We start from the raw sequence: 18921 nt of genomic DNA, 5'->3' as shown, positions 1-18921 counted from the left end.
GGCGATGAGGCCAGTGAGGCCACACAAGAATTCAAGAAGGTATGAAGATGTCCCAGGCAACAAAAATCACCATCGCCGATGCCCCGCTGCGCTGGCAGGACGTCGTCGCCGTGGCCCGCCACGGCGCGGTGCTTGAACTCTCCGGCCAGGCCTGGGCGCGCATCGACAACGCCCAAGCCATTGTGCAGCGCATTGTCACCAGCGGGGAGCGCGCCTATGGCGTGAACACTGGCCTGGGCGCGTTGTGCAATGTGTCGCTCAAGGGCGAGCAACTCAGCCAACTGTCGCGCAACACCTTGCTGAGCCATGCCTGCGGCGTCGGCCCGGCGCTGAGCGATGAGCAGACCCGCGCGATCATCTGTGCGGCGATCATCAACTACAGCCACGGCAAATCCGGCCTGCATCCGCAGGTGGTGCACTCGTTGCTGGCGCTGCTCAACCATGGCATTACCCCGCAAGTTCCGTCCCAGGGTTCGGTGGGTTACCTGACCCACATGGCCCATGTGGGCGTGGCCTTGTTGGGCGTGGGTAATGTGAGTTACCGAGGCCGCATCGTTCCGGCTCAAGAGGCCTTAAGCGCTGAAGGTTTGCAACCAGTGGTGCTCGGCGCCAAGGACGGCCTGTGCCTGGTCAACGGCACGCCGTGCATGACCGGCCTGAGCTGCCTGGCCCTGGCCGACGTGCATCACTTGCTGCAATGGGCCGACGTGATCGGCGCCATGAGCTTTGAAGCCCAGCGTGGGCAGATCGATGCCTTCGATGAAGAAATCATCGCGCTCAAGCCGCACCCTGGCATGCAACACGTGGGAATGAACCTGCGCGCCTTGCTCGATGGCAGCGAAGTGATCGCCAGCAGCAAGGGCATTCGCACTCAGGATGCGTTAAGCATTCGCTCGATCCCGCAGATCCATGGCGCGGCTCGCGACCAGGTAGAGCACGCCACCCGCCAGATCGAGACCGAACTCAACAGCACCACCGATAACCCGCTGGTACTCGGTACGCCAGACAATTACCGCGTAGTGTCCCAGGCCAACCCCCACGGACAATCCGTGGCATTGGCGGCGGACATGCTCGCGATTGCCATGGCCGAAATCGGCTCGGTGGCCGAACGTCGCCTGGACCGCCTGATCAACCCGCACGTCAGCGGCTTGCCGGCGTTCCTGGTGAGCAACCCTGGGGTCAACTCCGGGATGATGATCGTGCAGTACGTCGCCGCTTCGCTGTGTGGGCAGAACCGCCAGTTGGCGCAACCGGCGGTGCTCGACAATTTCGTCACCTCGGGCCTGCAGGAAGACCACCTGAGCATGGGCACCAATGCCGCGCTCAAGCTGCACCAGGTATTGGCCAACGTGACGCAGATCCTCGCCATCGAGTACCTGCTGGCGGCCCAGGCGTTTGAGTTCTTGAAGGACCAGCGTTTCGGCGTGGGCACCGACCGTGCGTGGCGCCTGCTGCGTGAAGTGGTGCCGGCCTATGAGCAGGACCGCTGGCTGGCGCCGGACATTGCGGCCGCCGCCAAGCTACTCAAAGACACCGACTTACCGAATTTACACTGAAGACTTATTCAAAAGAACAATTCAAAAGGAGCATGAATGTGACTGCGCTAAACCTGATTCCAGGCCAACTGAGCCTTGCCCAACTGCGAGCCATCTACCAGCAGCCGGTAACCCTCAGTCTGGATGACAGCGCCACGGCGCAGATCGAAGCCAGTGTGGCCTGCGTGGAGCAGATTCTCGCCGAGAACCGCACCGCCTATGGCATCAACACCGGTTTCGGCCTGCTGGCCTCGACCCGCATCGCCAGCGAAGACCTGGAAAACCTCCAGCGTTCCCTGGTGCTGTCCCACGCCGCTGGCGTCGGTGAGCCGATCAGCGATGCGCTGGTGCGGCTGGTCATGGTGCTCAAGGTCAACAGCCTGAGCCGTGGGTTCTCCGGGATCCGCCGCCAAGTGATCGACGCGCTGATCGCACTGATCAACGCCGAGGTGTACCCGCATATTCCGCTCAAAGGTTCGGTAGGCGCCTCGGGCGACCTGGCACCTTTGGCGCACATGTCCTTGGTGCTGCTGGGCGAAGGCAAGGCACGCTACAAGGGCGAATGGCTGGAAGCCACCGAAGCGCTGAAGGTCGCCGGCCTCACGCCGCTGACCCTCGCCGCCAAGGAAGGCCTGGCGCTGCTCAACGGCACCCAGGTGTCCACCGCGTACGCCCTGCGTGGCCTGTTCGAAGGTGAAGACCTGTTCGCCGGCGCCCTGGCGTGTGGCGCACTCACCGTGGAAGCGGTGCTGGGTTCGCGCTCACCCTTCGACGCACGCATTCATGCCGCACGCGGCCAGCGTGGGCAAATCGATTCGGCAGCGGCCTATCGTCACCTGCTGGGTGAAAGCAGCCAGGTGTCCCAGTCGCACCAGAACTGCGACAAGGTGCAGGACCCGTACTCGCTGCGTTGCCAGCCGCAAGTCATGGGTGCGTGCCTGACCCAGTTCCGCCAGGCCGCCGAGGTGCTGGTGGTCGAGGCCAACGCCGTGTCGGATAACCCGCTGGTCTTTGCCGCCGAAGGTGACGTGATTTCCGGGGGTAACTTCCACGCCGAACCAGTGGCCATGGCCGCCGACAACATGGCGCTGGCCATCGCTGAAATCGGTTCCCTCAGCGAGCGCCGTATCTCGCTGATGATGGACAAGCACATGTCGCAACTGCCGCCGTTCCTGGTGGGCAATGGTGGCGTGAACTCCGGCTTCATGATCGCCCAAGTGACCGCCGCCGCGCTCGCCAGCGAAAACAAAGCGCTGGCCCATCCCCATAGCGTCGACAGCCTGCCGACCTCGGCCAACCAGGAAGACCATGTGTCCATGGCCCCGGCTGCGGGCAAGCGCCTGTGGGAAATGGCTGAAAACACCCGTGGCGTTCTCGCCGTGGAATGGCTGGCCGCGTGCCAGGGCCTGGACCTGCGCGACGGCCTGAAAACTTCGCCTGCGCTTGAAAAGGCACGTGGGATTCTGCGTGACAAAGTGGCGTTCTATGAGAAGGACCGCTTCTTCGCACCGGACATCAACGCCGCCAGTGAGTTGTTGGCCAGCCGCTGCCTGAATGAGTTGGTGCCGGCCAAGTTGCTGCCGAGCCTCTAAGCGCAGCATCCCCGTAGGAGCCGGCTTGCCGGCGATGACGCTGTGTCAGTCACAGATATAGGCACTGATAGATAGCCATCGCTGGCGAGCCAGCTCCTACAGGGGATTTGCGACAGGTTCGGATTTTTCTCGGGATAAAAATAACTAGGGAAGAGAAATGCACCAGCAAGAAAAGGGTTTGAAACGCGGGCTAAGCGCCCGACATATTCGCTTCATGGCACTCGGTTCCGCGATCGGCACCGGGCTGTTCTATGGCTCTGCCTCGGCTATCCAGATGGCCGGCCCCGCTGTACTGCTGGCCTACCTGATCGGCGGCGCCGCCGTGTTCATGGTGATGCGCGCCCTCGGCGAAATGGCTGTGCACAACCCGGTCGCCGGCTCTTTCGGCCAGTATGCCAGCACCTACCTGGGCCCCATGGCCGGGTTTATCCTCGGCTGGACCTATGCCTTTGAAATGATCATCGTCTGCCTGGCTGATGTGACCGCCTTCGGCATCTACATGGGCTTCTGGTTTCCCGAAGTCGCGCGGTGGGTCTGGGTGCTCGGCATTGTGTTTCTGATCGGCGGCCTGAACCTGTGCAACGTAAAAGTGTTTGGCGAGATGGAGTTCTGGCTGTCGCTGCTCAAGGTAGGCGCCATCGTGGCGATGATCCTCGGCGGTTTCGGCATCATGCTGTTCGGTATTCATTCGGCCGGTGAAACCCAGGCCAGCGGCCTTAGCAACCTGTGGGCCCACGGCGGCTTCATGCCCAACGGCATCGGTGGCCTGATCGCCTCGTTCGCGGTGGTGATGTTTGCCTTTGGCGGCATCGAAATCATTGGCATCACCGCCGGCGAAGCCAAGGACCCGCAACGCGTGATCCCCAAGGCGATCAACGCGGTGCCGCTGCGTATCCTGCTGTTCTACGTACTGACTTTGTTTGTGCTGATGGCCATCTATCCATGGCCACAGATCGGCAGCCAGGGCAGCCCGTTTGTGCAGATCTTTAGCAACTTGGGCATCGGCTCGGCGGCGACCATCCTCAACATCGTGGTGATCTCGGCGGCCGTTTCGGCGATCAACAGCGACATCTTCGGCGCTGGCCGCATGATGTACGGCTTGGCCCAGCAAGGGCAGGCACCCAAGGGCTTCGCGCAATTGTCCAAACACGGCGTGCCATGGATGACCGTGCTGGTGATGGGCGCAGCGCTGCTCGGCGGCGTAGTGCTTAACTACCTGATCCCGGAAAACGTGTTCCTGCTGATCGCCTCGATTGCCACCTTCGCCACCGTGTGGGTGTGGCTGATGATCCTGTTCACCCAGGTCGCCATGCGCCGTTCGATGACTAAAGAGCAGGTGGCCGAACTGAAATTCCCCGTGCCGTTCTGGCCCTATGCGCCAGCGGCGGCCATTGTCTTCATGCTGTTCGTGTTTGGTGTGCTGGGGTATTTCCCGGACACCCAGGCCGCCTTGCTGGTCGGTGCCGTGTGGATCGTGTTGCTGGTGGTTGCCTACCTGTTGTGGGTCAAGCCCGCAGCCGGCCAAGCGGCCAAGGTCCACTACGACCCGGCTTTGTCTCATCGTTAATCTAGGGAGGCGTTGATGAAAACGCTTTGGCAACACTGCCACGTCGCAACCATGGCCCAGGGCAAATACTCGATCATCGAGGACGCCGCCATGGTGACTGCCGATTCGCTCATTGAGTGGATCGGCCCCCGCAGCCAGGTACCCACGGCGGATTACGCCCAGGTGCATGACCTGCAAGGCGCGTGGGTCACCCCCGGGCTGATCGACTGCCACACCCACACGGTGTTCGGCGGCAACCGCAGCGGCGAATTCGAGCAACGCCTCGAAGGCGTTAGCTACGCCGAGATCGCGGCCAAGGGCGGCGGTATTGCCAGCACCGTGCGTGCCACCCGTGCGGCGACGGAAGATGAACTGTTTGCCAGCGCTGAGAAGCGCCTGCGCAGTCTGCTACGGGACGGCGTGACCACCGTAGAGATCAAGTCCGGCTACGGCCTGGACCTGGCCAATGAGCGCAAGATGCTGCGCGTTGCCCGTCGCCTCGGTGAAGCGCTGCCGGTCAGCGTGCGCGCCACGTGCCTGGCGGCCCACGCGTTGCCGCCGGAGTACAAGGACCGCGCCGACGACTACATCGAGCACATCTGCGCCGAGATGCTGCCGGCCCTGGCGGCGGAAGGGCTGGTGGATGCAGTGGATGCGTTCTGCGAATACCTGGCGTTCTCCACCGAGCAGGTGGAGCGCGTGTTCAAAGTCGCCCAGCAACTGGGCCTGCCGGTGAAGTTGCACGCCGAGCAGCTTTCGTCGCTGCACGGCTCCAGCCTGGCCGCGCGTTACCACGCGCTGTCGGCGGACCACCTGGAATTCATGACCGAAGAAGACGCCATCGCCATGGCTGCCGCCGGCACCGTCGCGGTCTTGCTGCCCGGCGCCTTCTATTTCCTGCGCGAAACCCAGTTGCCGCCAATGGACGCCCTGCGCAAGCACGGCGTGAAGATCGCCATCGCCAGCGACCTCAACCCCGGCACCTCGCCAGCGCTGTCGGTGCGCCTGATGCTCAACATGGCGTGCACCCTGTTCCGCATGACCCCGGAAGAGGCCCTGGCCGGCGCCACCCAACATGCCGCCACTGCGTTGGGCATGGGCGATACCCACGGCTCCCTGGAAGTCGGCAAGGTCGCGGATTTTGTCGCCTGGCAGATCGATCGTCCCGCCGACCTGGCCTATTGGTTGGGTGGCGAGCTGGATAAACGCGTCGTGCGCCACGGCGTCGACGTCACTGTTTGAGGAGTACTGCTTGTGGATAAGGTTCTGAACTTCAAACAAGGTCGCGTGCCGCTGCTGATCAGCATGCCCCACGCCGGTCTGCACCTCACACCCGCCGTCAAGGCTGGGCTGATCCCCGAGGCGCAAAGCCTGCCGGACACCGACTGGCACATTCCTGCGCTGTATGACTTTGCCGAGGCACTGGGTGCCAGCACCTTGTCGGCCGAATATTCGCGGTTTGTGATCGACTTGAACCGGCCATCCGACGACAAGCCGTTGTATGCCGGCGCCACCACCGGCCTGTACCCGGCGACGCTGTTCGATGGCGTGCCCTTGTTTCGTGAAGGGCATGAGCCGTCTGAAGAAGAGCGCGTGACCTACCTGCAAAAAATCTGGGGCCCGTATCACCGAACCCTGCAGGAGGAGCTGGCGCGGCTCAAGGCTGAGTTCGGCTATGCACTGTTGTTTGATGCGCACTCGATCCGCTCGGTGATCCCGCACCTGTTCGACGGCAAGTTGCCGGACTTCAATCTCGGCACCTTCAACGGCGCCGCCTGTGATCCCACGTTGGCCAGCCAGTTGGAAGCCATCTGCGCTACGCATCCGCAGTACACCCACGTACTCAACGGGCGCTTCAAGGGCGGCCACATCACCCGGCATTACGGTGACCCGGCGCAGGATATCCATGCGGTGCAGCTGGAGTTGTGCCAGAGCACCTACATGGAAGAAGTTGAGCCGTTCCGTTATCGCCCGGACCTGGCCGAGCCGACGCGTGTGGTGCTCAAGCAGTTGCTTGACGGGTTGTTAGCCTGGGGGCAACAGCGTTACGGCTGAAATAGCTATCGCAGGCAAGCCAGCTCCCACATTGAATCGGGTTCACACGGTCATAATGGGAGCGGGCTTGCCCGCGATGACGGCCGCACAGTCGCCCCAGTGCAACTGGCCGTCGCCCCAGTTCGTGTTGACTCAGGCTCCACTGGCTAAGGTTGTGGAATAACAACAGCCAAGTGAGACCGCCCCCCATGCAAAAAACCTTGTTGAGCCTTGTCGGCGCCGCACTGTTCAGTGCACACGCCATGGCCGCCGAACCGGCCTCCTGCAAAAACATCCGCATGGGCGTCGTCAGCTGGACTGACGTTGTCGCCACCTCCGGCATGGCCGACGTGCTGCTCAATGGCCTGGGCTACGACAGCAAGCAGACCAGCGCCGTGCAGCAGATCATCTTTGCCGGCATCCGCGACAAGCGCCTGGATATCTTCCTCGGTTACTGGAAACCGGCGATGGACAACAACATCGCGCCGTTCCTGGCGGCCAAGCAGGTCAAGGTGTTCGACACTCCGAGCCTGTCCGACGCCCAGGCCACCCTGGCCGTGCCGCAATATGTTGCCGATGCTGGCTTGAAGACCTTTGCCGATATTGCCCGCTTCAAGGACAAGCTGGGCGGCAAGATCTACGGGATCGAACCCGGCAGCGGCGCGAACACGGATATCCAGAAAATGATCTACACCAACCGCTTTGGCTTGGGTGGCTTCAAGCTGGTCGCCTCCGGTGAGGCGGGGATGCTCGCCGCTGTGCAACGCGCGGTGAACCGCAAGGAGTTCGTGGTGTTCGTCGGCTGGACCCCGCACCCGATGAACATCAACATGAAAATGGCCTACCTCACCGGCAGCGAAGACGTATTTGGCCCCGACGAAGGCCGCGCCACGGTTTCCACCGTCACCGCGCCGGACTTTGCCGAGCGTTGCCCCAACGCTAACCGTCTGCTGGAGAACCTCACCTTCACCGCCGCCCAGGAAAGCCAACTGATGGTGCCGATCATGGAGGGCCAGTCGCCGCGGGACGTCGCCAGGCAATGGTTGCGGGATCATCCCGAGGATTTGCAGCGCTGGTTGGCGGGGGTCCAAGCGTTTGATGGCACGGACGCAGTGGCAGCTGTACAAGCCAGCCTGGAGCTTTGAGCCGAACCTTCCACACCAGGCAACACGGGAAAATGTGGGAGCCGGGCTCGCTCGCGATGGCGGTGTGTCAGGCATTGACTAGTTGGCAGGCACACCGCTTTCGCAGGCAAGTCAGCTCCCACACTTGATCTCCAGCGTCAGGGATATTTGCGCATGTACCCGATTTCTCCTCAGCTTGTTGCTTTCGTCGCCAAGACCGAATCCTTCGCCAGCGACGACTCGTCGCTGGTTGGGCTGCGCACAGGCTATGACCGCATGTGCCGTGCATTCACCCCGCCGCAACCCGAAGGCTTGCAGGTCGAGGACTTCACCCTGGCGGGCGTGCGTGTACGCAGTTATCTGCCCACCGCGCCTACTCCTCCTGATGGCTGGCCGTGCCTCCTTTATATACACGGCGGCGGCTGGGTGGTCGGCGGGCTAGATTCCCACGACTTCATCTGCTTCGAGCTGGCCACTGCCTTGCAGGTACTGGTGATCGCCATCGATTACCGGCTGGCGCCTGAGCACCCGTTCCCTGCCGCCTATGAAGATTGCCGCGCCGTATGGCAGGCGATCCAGGCAGGACAGGGGCCTCACGCGATCAACCTGCAGCGTCGGGTGGTGATGGGCGACAGCGCCGGCGGCAACCTGGCGGCGGCGTTGTGCCTGGGCTTGCGGGACGACGGGCAGCCGCTGCCTTGGGCCCAGGTATTGATTTATCCGGGCCTGGGCGGCCCGGCCGACCTGCCGTCGCGGCGCGACTGCAGGGACGCGCCGTTGCTCAGCAGCGCCGACACCGACTGTTACCTGGCGCTGTACCTGCGGGGCAGCGGCACGCCATCGCCCTACGCCATGCCGCTGCTGGCTGCGGATTTCAGCGGTCTGCCCCAGGCCTTCATCGCCGTGGCCCAGTTCGACCCGCTGCGCGACGACGGCAGGCTCTACGCCGAACGGCTGCAAGCGGCGGGCGTGACCACCGTGCTGTATCCCGGCAAAGGCCTGGTGCACGGCTGCCTGCGGGCGCGGCGGCAAGCGCCGGAGGTCGACCGGCTCTACGACTACCTGCTGGAGTACCTGGGGAGCGAAGGGCTGACACAGGTCTAAGCGCTCTAGGACATGCTCATTGCACAATTCGGGTTTATAGTGCCAGACGGCAAAAATAAAAGACGTCCCCCCAGGGATGAACCCGACCCCTTACGGAGCGCGCAATGCAGACTTGGTACCCGCAGATCAAACCCTACGCCCGGCACGATCTGGCAGTCGATGACACCCATACGCTGTATGTCGATGAAAGTGGCTCCCCCGAAGGCTTGCCCGTCGTTTTCATCCATGGTGGCCCAGGTGCCGGTTGTGACGCCCAGAGCCGCTGCTATTTCGACCCAAACCTGTACCGCATCGTCACCTTCGACCAGCGTGGTTGCGGGCGCTCCACCCCGCGCGCCAGCCTGGAAAACAACACCACCTGGGACCTGGTCGCCGACCTTGAGCGCATCCGCGAACACCTGGGCATCGACAAATGGGTACTGTTCGGCGGTTCCTGGGGCTCGACCCTGGCCCTGGCCTACGCGCAAACCCATCCGGAGCGTGTACACGGCCTGATCGTGCGCGGCATTTTCCTGGCCCGCCCACAGGACATTCATTGGTTCTACCAGGAAGGGGCGAGCCGCCTGTTCCCGGATTACTGGCAGGACTACATCGCCCCCATCCCGCCGGAAGAGCGCCACGACATGATCGCGGCCTACCACAAGCGCCTCACCGGCAACGACCAGATCGCCCAGATGCATGCCGCCAAGGCCTGGTCGGGCTGGGAAGGTCGCATGCTGGGCCTGTGCCCGAGCCCGCAGCACGTGGAGCGTTTTTCCGAACCGCAACGCGCCTTGTCCATTGCGCGGATCGAGTGCCACTACTTCACCAACAACTCGTTCCTGGAGCCCAACCAGCTGATCCGCGATATGCACAAGATCGCCCATCTGCCTGGCGTAATCATTCACGGGCGCTACGATATGATCTGCCCATTGGACAACGCGTGGGAGTTGCACCAGGCGTGGCCCAACAGTGAGCTGCAGGTGATTCGCGAGGCCGGCCATGCGGCGTCCGAGCCGGGCATTACCGATGCCTTGGTGCGTGCGACCAGCGAAATGGCACGGCGCTTGCTCGATTTGCCGCCTGAAGAAGCATGAAGGGCCTGTTGCAACGGGTGCGAGGCGCCCGGGTCGAGGTGGCGGGGGAAATCGTCGGGGCCATTGACCAGGGATTGCTGGTGCTGGTGGCCGTCGAGCCTGCGGATACGCCCGAGAGCGCCGATAAACTGCTGCACAAGCTGCTGAACTACCGGGTATTCAGCGACGACGCAGGCAAGATGAACCTGTCGCTCAAGGACATCGGTGGCGGCTTGTTGCTGGTATCGCAGTTCACCCTGGCGGCGGACACCAAGAGCGGGCTGCGGCCGAGCTTCTCTACAGCGGCCCCGCCAGCCCTGGGAGCGGCACTATTTGATCACTTGCTGTTACAAGCGCAACAATTGCATGGCAAGGTGGCCTCAGGGCGTTTTGGCGCCGATATGCAGGTGCATTTGGTCAATGATGGCCCTGTGACCTTCCTCTTACAGACGTGAATGTATTAAAAACGACTTTTAATGCCTAAAAACGTAGGGTTTCGCTACAAATACTTTGTTCTCCATGGTGCGTTGTCTCGCGGGCTACTAGATAATCGCGCGCTACGGGGATCAGCGTTGTTTGGTCCATTTTTGACTTAGGTAGAGACTTGTCCGATAGCCATTGGGGAATCATTTTGACCCAGGGGAGTCGGAACAATGCTCGCCAACCTGGCATATAGATAGCTGGCCGTTGGTTTTTTGATCTGTTTTCGGCGAGGGTTGCTCGTGATTGTTAGTCCCTGTAATGCACCAAAATTGTCTGCCAAACGGTTACGAAACGCACTGGTGACGGGCTCCGCCCTGTTTTGCCTGTTCGGCGCGGGTCAACTGTGGGCATTCAGTCTGGATGATGTGTCGGCCAAGGCAAAAGAGCTGGCCGGGCAGAAATACGAAGCTCCGCGCAGCAATCTGCCGAACGAGTTCCGCGAAATGAAATTCGCGGACTACCAGAAGATTCGTTTCCGTAACGAAAAAGCCGAGTGGGCAGATCAAAACACCCCGTTCAAGCTGTCCTTCTATCACCAGGGTATGCACTTCGATACACCGGTGAAAATCAACGAAGTCACCGCCGACAGCGTCCAGGAAATCAAGTACGACCCGACGCGCTTCGACTTCGGCGACGTGAAGTTTGATCCTAAAGCCACTGAACAGCTGGGTTATGCCGGCTTCCGTGTGCTGTACCCGATCAACAAGGCCGACAAGCAAGACGAAATCATGACCATGCTGGGCGCGAGCTATTTCCGCGTGGTTGGCAAGGGCCAGGCCTACGGCTTGTCCGCCCGTGGCATGGCGATCGACACTGCATTGCCATCCGGCGAAGAATTCCCGCGTTTTACCGAGTTCTGGATCGAACGTCCGAAGCCGGGTGAGAAACAACTGGTGATCTTCGCCCTGTTGGACTCCCCACGCGCTACCGGTGCTTATCGCCTGACGCTGCGCCCGGGCACCGACACCATTGTCGACGTGAAATCCCAGATGTTCCTGCGCGACAAGGTCAGCAAACTGGGGGTTGCCCCGTTGACCAGCATGTACCTGTTCGGCGCCAACCAGCCGTCGAAAGTACTCAACTACCGTCGTGAGCTGCACGATTCCAGCGGCCTGTCGATCCATGCCGGCAATGGCGAGTGGATCTGGCGCCCTCTTAACAACCCTAAACACCTGTCGGTCAGCAACTTCACCGTAGAGAACCCGCGTGGTTTCGGCCTGCTGCAACGTGGCCGTGATTTCAGTCACTACGAAGACCTGGACGACAACTACGACAAGCGCCCAAGCGCCTGGATCGAGCCTGAGGGCGACTGGGGCAAAGGCACCGTCAACCTGGTAGAGATCCCGACTGCCGATGAAACCAACGACAACATCGTTGCGTTCTGGAGCCCTGCGGAGCTGCCAGAAGTCGGCAAGCCGCTGGATGTCTCCTACCGCCTGCACTGGACCATGGACGAAAAGTCGCTGCACCCGACCGACAGCGCCTGGGTCAAGCAGACCCTGCGTTCCACCGGTGACGTGAAGCAATCCAACCTGATCCGCCAGCCTGACGGCAGCGTGGCCTACCTGGTGGACTTCGAGGGCCCGTCCCTCAAGGCCCTGCCGTCGGATGCCGCCGTGCGCAGCCAGGTGAGTGTCAGCGACAACGCCGAACTGGTTGAAAACAGCGTGCGCTACAACGAGCACACCAAGGGCTGGCGCTTGACCCTGCGGATGAAGATCAAGGACGCAGGCAAGCCGACCGAAATGCGCGCAGCGCTGGTGCAGGATGTTGCGCCTCCAGCGCCTGAGCAGGACACCAGCCACGTGCTCAAGGCTGACAAGGTCCTGGCCAAGCAACACGAGAAACAGGCTAAGAAAGACGCGAAAGACAAGGAAGCCAAGCAGCCAGAAGCTGCCCCAGCCACGCCGGAGCCGATCAAGACAGAACAAGTCCTGACCGAGACCTGGAGCTATCAGTTGCCTGCCGATGAGTAATTCTCAAGTAACGCCCGAGACTCTGTCCGAGTACCTGGCGCATCTACCGATGACCGCTGAGCAGCGCGCCGAACTGGCGGGCTGCACATCCTTCACCGAGTTGCACGAGCGCTTGTCGTCGAAGACTTTCGACGCGCCTATCGACGCCGCCCAGGCGTCGGTTGGCACGCGGTTGACCCTCAACACGGCCGAAGAGCTGCAAGACGCCGAAATGCTGGCGCTCGACGCTGAGGGTCGCGTGTGCCTCAAGGCCACGCCGCCGATTCGTCGTACCCGCGTGGTACCGGAGCCGTGGCGCACCAACATCCTGGTGCGCGGCTGGCGCCGTATCACCGGGCGCAGCAATCCTCCGGCGCCGCCGAAGGATGAGCGTGTATTGCCGGCTGCGCGCTGGCGTACCGTCGGCTCGATCCGCCGTTACATCCTGCTGGTGCTGATGCTCGGCCAGACCATCGTCGCCGGCTGGTACATGAAAGGCATCATGCCGTACCAGGGCTGGTCGCTGGTCGACTTCGACGAAATCCGCAACCAGACCTTGTTGCAAACCGCTACCCAGGTGCTGCCTTACGCCCTGCAAACCAGCATCCTGATCATGTTCGGGATCTTGTTCTGCTGGGTGTCGGCGGGTTTCTGGACCGCGTTGATGGGCTTCCTGGAGTTGCTTACCGGCCACGATAAATACCGGATCTCCGGTAAAAGTGCCGGCGACGAGCCGATTCCAAAAGACGCCCGTACCGCGCTGGTAATGCCGATCTGCAACGAAGACGTGCCCCGGGTGTTTGCCGGCCTGCGCGCGACATTCGAGTCGGTCGCCGCCACGGGTGACCTGGATCGTTTCGACTTCTTCGTGCTCAGCGACAGTAACGAGGCCGACATCTGCATCGCCGAACAGCAAGCCTGGCTTGACGTGTGCCGCGAAGCCGGTGGTTTCGGCAAGATCTTCTATCGCCGTCGTCGCCGTCGCGTAAAGCGCAAGAGCGGCAACCTCGACGATTTCTGCCGTCGCTGGGGCGGTGACTATAAATACATGGTCGTGCTCGACGCTGACAGCGTGATGAGCGGCGAATGCCTGACCAGCCTGGTGCGCTTGATGGAAGCCACGCCGGATGCCGGGATTATCCAGACCGCGCCGCGTGCGTCGGGCATGGACACCCTGTATGCGCGCATGCAGCAGTTCGCGACCCGCGTCTACGGCCCGCTGTTCACCGCCGGCCTGCACTTCTGGCAGTTGGGTGAATCCCACTACTGGGGTCACAACGCGATCATCCGCATGAAGCCGTTCATCGAGCACTGCGCCCTGGCGCCATTGCCGGGCAAGGGCGCGTTCGCCGGTTCGATTCTGTCCCACGACTTCGTTGAAGCGGCGTTGATGCGCCGTGCTGGCTGGGGCGTGTGGATTGCCTACGACCTGCCAGGCAGCTACGAAGAACTGCCGCCGAACCTGCTGGACGAACTCAAGCGTGACCGTCGCTGGTGCCACGGTAACCTGATGAACTTCCGCCTGTTCCTGGTCAAGGGCATGCACCCGGTACACCGCGCGGTGTTCCTGACCGGTGTGATGTCCTACCTGTCGGCGCCGTTGTGGTTCCTGTTCCTGGTGCTGTCCACGGCCTTGCTGGCGGTGAACACCCTGATGGAACCGCAGTACTTCATGGCGCCGCGCCAGTTGTACCCACTGTGGCCGCAATGGCATCCGGACAAGGCGGTGGCGCTGTTCTCCACCACCATCGTGCTGCTGTTCCTGCCCAAACTGCTGAGCATCATTCTGATCTGGGCCAAGGGCGCGAAAGAGTTCGGCGGCAAGTTCAAGGTGACCTTGTCGATGCTGCTGGAGATGCTGTTTTCCATGCTGCTGGCGCCGGTGCGGATGATCTTCCACACCCGCTTCGTGCTCGCCGCGTTCCTCGGCTGGGCTGCGACCTGGAACTCGCCGCAGCGCGACGACGACTCCACCCCTTGGAGTGAGGCAGTCAAGCGCCACGGTCCGCAAACCCTGCTGGGCTTCCTGTGGGCGCTGCTGGTGGTGTGGTTGAACCCGAGCTTCCTGTGGTGGCTGGTGCCGATCGTCGGTTCGCTGATGCTGTCGATCCCGGTGTCGGTGATCTCCAGCCGTGTTGGCCTGGGCCTCAAGTCCCGCGACGAGAGCCTGTTCCTGATCCCTGAGGAATACAATCCGCCGCAGGCGCTGCTCTCTACCGACAAGTACACCCACGAAAACCGTTGGCACGCGCTTAACGACGGCTTCGTGCGTTCGGTGGTCGACCCGCAGCAGAACGCCCTGGCCTGTGCCCTGGCAACCTCGCGCCATGCCCAGGCCGAGCCGATCGAGTACCTGCGTGCCGAGCGTGTGCGTCACGCGTTGAAGGTCGGCCCTGCCGGTCTCAACAACGGTGAACGCCTGGCCTTGCTCAGTGACCCGGTAGCCCTGGCCCGCCTGCACGAACAGGTCTGGAGCGAAGGCCATGCCGAGTGGCTCGCCGCCTGGCGGGAGTCGATCAAGGCTGATCCGCACGCACCGTTGCTACCATTGCAACCGCTGTCGTCCCAGGCCCAACCGGCCTGATTCAGACGCCCCCGAAGGCCCGCCTCGGGGGCGTTTCAAGCGCTGGTCCTACAGCGTTTTATGCTCCGTCCTTCCTGTGCTAATTCCTTGTTTTTTATAAACTATTTCGAAACAAAAGACCTTCGTTCGAGGCGTATTGCCGTGCCTGGGACTGAGTTAGCATCGCCCCCGGATTTGACGTGTCACTGGGGTATTCATGAGCAAAGGTTTTTGTTCGGCACTGCTGATAAGCGCTGTCGCATTGATTCACATGGGGCTGGCACAGGCCGGCGCGATTGACGACGCGGTACGACGCGGCGTGCTGAAGGTCGGCACCACGCCCACCTACGTGCCTTTCGAGATGACGGATAAACAGGGGCGCATCGTCGGTTTTGAAATCGACTTGCTCAAGGTCATGAGCCAGGCGCTGGGGGTGGAACTCGAATTGGTATCCGTGCCCTACACCGAGTTGGTGGCGGGGTTGATGGCGAAAAAATTCGACCTGATCGGTAGCGGCATGACGGTCACCCAAGAGCGCAACCTCAAGCTGAATTTCAGCGATTCGTTCATTGTCGTTGGCCAGTCAGTGTTGTTGCACCCAAGGTTTCTGGGCAAGGTCACCAGTATCGAAGATCTCGACGATGCCAGTTACCGGATTGCTACCACCGAAGGCACCACGGGTGAGGCGGCCGCCCGACGCTTTTTAGGCGCGGCCCGGATCAGCAGTTTTGCGACGCCCGAGGAAGGCGTACGCCAATTGCTGCTGGGCAAGGCCGATGCCTTTATCCATGACGCGCCTTACAACCTGATCGCCATGAGTCGCCCGGAAAACAGTGCGCTGCTGGCGCTTGAGCAACCCTTCACCTTCGAACCCCTGGCGTTCGGATTGAAAAAAGGTGATTTCGACAGCCTCAACTGGATTAATCACTTCCTCAACCAAGTGGCCCAGGACGGAACCTATGATCGGCTGCACGACAAGTGGTTTAAAGACACGGCCTGGCTGGTTGAAATCGACTGAAAGTCATAACTGCTTACACATGAATTCGTTGCCGTTGCCCTGTGCCCATGTGTCTATCGCTGCGCTTTGCCGCACCGTTGTGGGGCTTTTCCGACATACGCCGATAACAAATAGCCGTGAAACCTTTGTGACGAGAGACGAGTGGGTTAGGATCGCACCCCGAAATGGTGCAGCCCTTTTTGCGCGCCGATCTCATAAGAATCGTTTAGGGGACTTGATGATGAAAAAGTATCTTTCGATGCTGCTGCTTGGCGTCACTGCGCTGGTCGCGGCCACTGCTGCCCAAGCGGGTGCTATCGATGATGCGGTCAAGCGCGGCACGCTGAAAGTCGGCATGGACCCGACCTACATGCCGTTCGAAATGACAGACAAGCGCGGTGAGATCATCGGTTTCGAAGTCGACATCCTCAAGGCCATGGCCAAGTCCATGGGCGTCAAGCTGGAGCTGGTTTCCACTGGCTACGACGGCATCATCCCGGCCTTCCTGACCGGTAAGTTCGACATGATTGGCAGCGGCATGACCCTGACCCAGGAACGCAACCTGCGCCTGAATTTCAGCGAACCCTTCATCGTGGTCGGCCAGACCCTGCTGATCCGCAAGGACCTGGAAGGCACCATCAAGTCCTACAAAGACCTGAACGACGAGAAATACCGCCTGACCTCCAAGCTGGGCACCACCGGTGAGATGGTCGCCAAGAAACTGATCTCCAAGGCCAAGTACCACGGCTACGACAACGAGCAGGAAGGCGTGCTGGACGTGGTCAACGGTAAGGCCGATGCCTTTGTGTATGACGCGCCGTACAACGTGGTTGCCGAGAAAAAAGTCGGTAATGGCAAGCTGGTGTTCCTGGAAGAACCGTTCACCTTCGAGCCCCTGGCGTTTGGCCTGAAGAAAGGCGACTACGACAGCATCAACTTCATCAACAACTTCTTGCACCAGATCCGCAACGACGGCACCTACGATCGCATCCATGACAAGTGGTTCAAGAGCTCCGAGTGGCTCAAGGACATGGAATAAGGCTGGTTTGTAGTGAGCGGGCTTGCCCCGCGCTGGGTGGCGAAGCCGCCCCAAATCCATACACCTCGGTCTTTCTGAAACACCGCGGCGTCTGGTCTTAGGGCGGCTTCGCCACCCAGCGCGGGGCAAGCCCGCTCACTACACAAAGGCGCTTGCCTTAGACTTTTTTGGATGTTGAGTAATGAAACAGAAAAAAGCCCAATGGCCCTGGCACCTGCTTACCGTGGTCGTGTTGGTCGGCCTGGCCGGCGCCTTGTACTACGCCACCTCGTTGATGTCCTACGAGTGGCGCTGGAACCGCGTACCGCAATACTTCGCCTACCAGGCCGAGACCTCCCAGCGCGCCGCTGACATTTCCACGGTGGTGGAATTGGTGCGCAAGGGCGATCTGGCCGAGGTGACCCTGCGCAACGACGCCGGCGCCGAGCAAAAGCTGACCGTTGCCGACAATAGCCTGCAAGTGGCGCGCGGTGACGATGTGGCCGAAGGCGATGTCGTCGGTGTGACCCGGCAGTGGGCGTTGGGACCCTTGATGTGGGGCTTGTGGACCACGCTGTGGCTGTCGGTGGTGTCCGGCATCCTGGGCCTGGCGATTGGCCTGGCGACTGGCTTGTGTCGTTTGTCCAGCAACCCGACGTTGCGGGATCTGTCGACGATCTACGTCGAACTGGTGCGCGGAACGCCGCTATTGGTGCAGATCTTCATTTTCTATTTCTTCATCGGCACGGTGCTCAACCTGTCCCGGGAGTTCGCCGGGATCGCCGCGCTGTCGCTTTTTACCGGCGCCTATGTGGCGGAAATCGTCCGCGCGGGTGTGCAGTCCATCACCCGCGGCCAGAACGAAGCCGCGCGGTCCCTGGGCCTGAGTGCCAGCCAGTCGATGCGCCATGTGGTATTGCCACAGGCGTTCAAGCGTGTGCTGCCGCCGCTGGCCGGGCAATTTATCAGCCTGGTCAAGGACACGTCCTTGGTGTCGGTGATCGCGATTACCGAGCTGCTCAAGAGCGGACGCGAAGTGATCACCACCTCGTTCTCGCCGTTTGAAATCCTGTTCTGTGTCGCAGGCCTGTACCTGCTGATCAACCTGCCGCTGTCGAAAATGGCCAGCCGGCTTGAGCGGAGGCTCGCGCAAAGTGATTGAAGTCCGCGATCTGGTAAAAGTCTTCGACACCCGTGGACACGTGGTCCGCGCGGTGGACCATGTCACCACCCAGGTGGCCAAGGGCGAAGTGCTGGTGGTGATCGGCCCGTCGGGCTCCGGCAAGTCGACGTTCCTGCGCTGCCTCAATGGCCTGGAAGCATTCGATTCCGGCTCGGTGAGCATCGATGGCCTGCAACTGGCTGATCCGAAAACCGACGTAAACGCCTATCGCCGCGAAGTCGGCATGGTGTTCCAGCACTTCAACCTCTTCCCGCACATGACCGTGCTGGAAAACCTGTGCCTGGCGCAGAAAGTCGTGCGCAAGCGCGGCAAGAAGGAGCGTGAAGCCAAGGCGCTGGCGTTGCTGGAAAAGGTCGGCATTGCGCAGAAGGCCAACGAATTTCCCTCACGCTTGTCCGGTGGCCAGCAGCAACGGGTGGCGATTGCCCGTGCCCTGGCGATGGAGCCCAAGGTGATGCTTTTCGATGAACCCACCTCGGCGCTTGACCCGGAAATGGTCGGCGAAGTGCTGGATGTGATGAAGACCCTGGCCCTGGAAGGCATGACCATGGTCTGCGTCACCCACGAAATGGGCTTTGCCCGCGAAGTGGCGGACCGGGTGTTGTTCTTCGATCACGGCAAATTGCTCGAAGATGCCGCCCCGGCCGAGTTTTTTGATGCGCCGAAAGACCCTCGGGCTCAAGCGTTCCTGCGCCAGGTTCTCTAGGTTCGCGTTCGCTCATGTTAGTAAGC

Annotated in this window: 15 protein-coding genes; all 15 read left to right on the top strand. The window is 61.5% G+C overall.

Features of this window, described 5'->3' with window-relative positions:
• Positions 1–47 precede the first annotated feature (47 nt).
• The 15 genes from hutH (AC0IYN_RS08650) (at position 48) to AC0IYN_RS08580 (ending at position 18895) form a co-directional block, all read left to right on the top strand.
• A complete protein-coding gene (hutH, locus tag AC0IYN_RS08650) occupies positions 48–1556 on the top strand; it encodes a histidine ammonia-lyase (protein ID WP_471841072.1) in 1509 nt (502 codons plus the stop codon).
• A 32-nt stretch (positions 1557–1588) separates the two neighbouring features.
• Positions 1589–3127 carry a histidine ammonia-lyase gene (gene hutH / locus AC0IYN_RS08645; protein ID WP_122730420.1) on the top strand — a complete coding sequence of 513 codons (1539 nt, stop codon included), beginning with the start codon at positions 1589–1591 and terminating at the stop codon, positions 3125–3127.
• Positions 3128–3284: 157 nt separating this feature from the next.
• Positions 3285–4694, top strand: a complete 1410-nt coding sequence (locus tag AC0IYN_RS08640; protein WP_406596786.1) for an amino acid permease — start codon at positions 3285–3287, stop codon at positions 4692–4694.
• A gap of 15 nt (positions 4695–4709) precedes the next feature.
• On the top strand, positions 4710–5915 hold the full coding sequence (hutI, locus tag AC0IYN_RS08635) for an imidazolonepropionase (protein ID WP_406596787.1): 1206 nt from the start codon (positions 4710–4712) through the stop codon (positions 5913–5915).
• A 12-nt stretch (positions 5916–5927) separates the two neighbouring features.
• The gene (gene hutG / locus AC0IYN_RS08630) at positions 5928–6728 is read left to right on the top strand and encodes an N-formylglutamate deformylase (protein ID WP_078046474.1); all 801 of its coding nucleotides are present in this window, start codon (positions 5928–5930) and stop codon (positions 6726–6728) included.
• 188 nt (positions 6729–6916) lie between these two features.
• The gene (gene choX, locus AC0IYN_RS08625) at positions 6917–7852 is read left to right on the top strand and encodes a choline ABC transporter substrate-binding protein (RefSeq protein ID WP_471841066.1); all 936 of its coding nucleotides are present in this window, start codon (positions 6917–6919) and stop codon (positions 7850–7852) included.
• A gap of 153 nt (positions 7853–8005) precedes the next feature.
• Positions 8006–8935: an alpha/beta hydrolase gene (locus AC0IYN_RS08620; RefSeq protein ID WP_457239072.1), complete on the top strand. Its 930-nt coding sequence runs from the start codon at positions 8006–8008 to the stop codon at positions 8933–8935.
• Between the two features lie 104 nt (positions 8936–9039).
• Positions 9040–10011 (top strand): prolyl aminopeptidase, encoded by a 972-nt coding sequence (gene pip, locus AC0IYN_RS08615; protein WP_078046477.1) that lies wholly within the window; start codon positions 9040–9042, stop codon positions 10009–10011.
• Positions 10008–10445 carry a D-aminoacyl-tRNA deacylase gene (gene dtd / locus AC0IYN_RS08610; protein WP_406596790.1) on the top strand — a complete coding sequence of 146 codons (438 nt, stop codon included), beginning with the start codon at positions 10008–10010 and terminating at the stop codon, positions 10443–10445. Before pip ends, dtd begins: the two co-directional genes overlap by 4 nt.
• 267 nt (positions 10446–10712) lie before the next feature.
• Positions 10713–12449, top strand: coding sequence for a glucan biosynthesis protein G (locus AC0IYN_RS08605; protein WP_457239073.1), 1737 nt, complete (start codon positions 10713–10715; stop codon positions 12447–12449).
• Positions 12442–15012, top strand: a complete 2571-nt coding sequence (gene mdoH, locus AC0IYN_RS08600) for a glucans biosynthesis glucosyltransferase MdoH (protein ID WP_406596792.1) — start codon at positions 12442–12444, stop codon at positions 15010–15012. Before AC0IYN_RS08605 ends, mdoH begins: the two co-directional genes overlap by 8 nt.
• Positions 15013–15208: 196 nt before the next feature.
• Complete coding sequence (locus AC0IYN_RS08595; RefSeq protein WP_457248078.1) at positions 15209–16009, top strand: transporter substrate-binding domain-containing protein; 801 nt, start codon at positions 15209–15211, stop codon at positions 16007–16009.
• Between the two features lie 220 nt (positions 16010–16229).
• Positions 16230–17027, top strand: coding sequence for a transporter substrate-binding domain-containing protein (locus AC0IYN_RS08590; protein ID WP_078046480.1), 798 nt, complete (start codon positions 16230–16232; stop codon positions 17025–17027).
• 181 nt (positions 17028–17208) lie between these two features.
• On the top strand, positions 17209–18168 hold the full coding sequence (locus tag AC0IYN_RS08585) for an amino acid ABC transporter permease (RefSeq protein WP_025858674.1): 960 nt from the start codon (positions 17209–17211) through the stop codon (positions 18166–18168).
• Positions 18161–18895, top strand: coding sequence for an amino acid ABC transporter ATP-binding protein (locus tag AC0IYN_RS08580; protein ID WP_406596794.1), 735 nt, complete (start codon positions 18161–18163; stop codon positions 18893–18895). The genes AC0IYN_RS08585 and AC0IYN_RS08580 overlap by 8 nt, the downstream gene beginning before the upstream one ends.
• Positions 18896–18921: the final 26 nt, after the last annotated feature.

The organism is Pseudomonas sp. AC112, from assembly GCF_979253545.1.
This window is presented reverse-complemented; position numbering and strand designations above follow the sequence as displayed.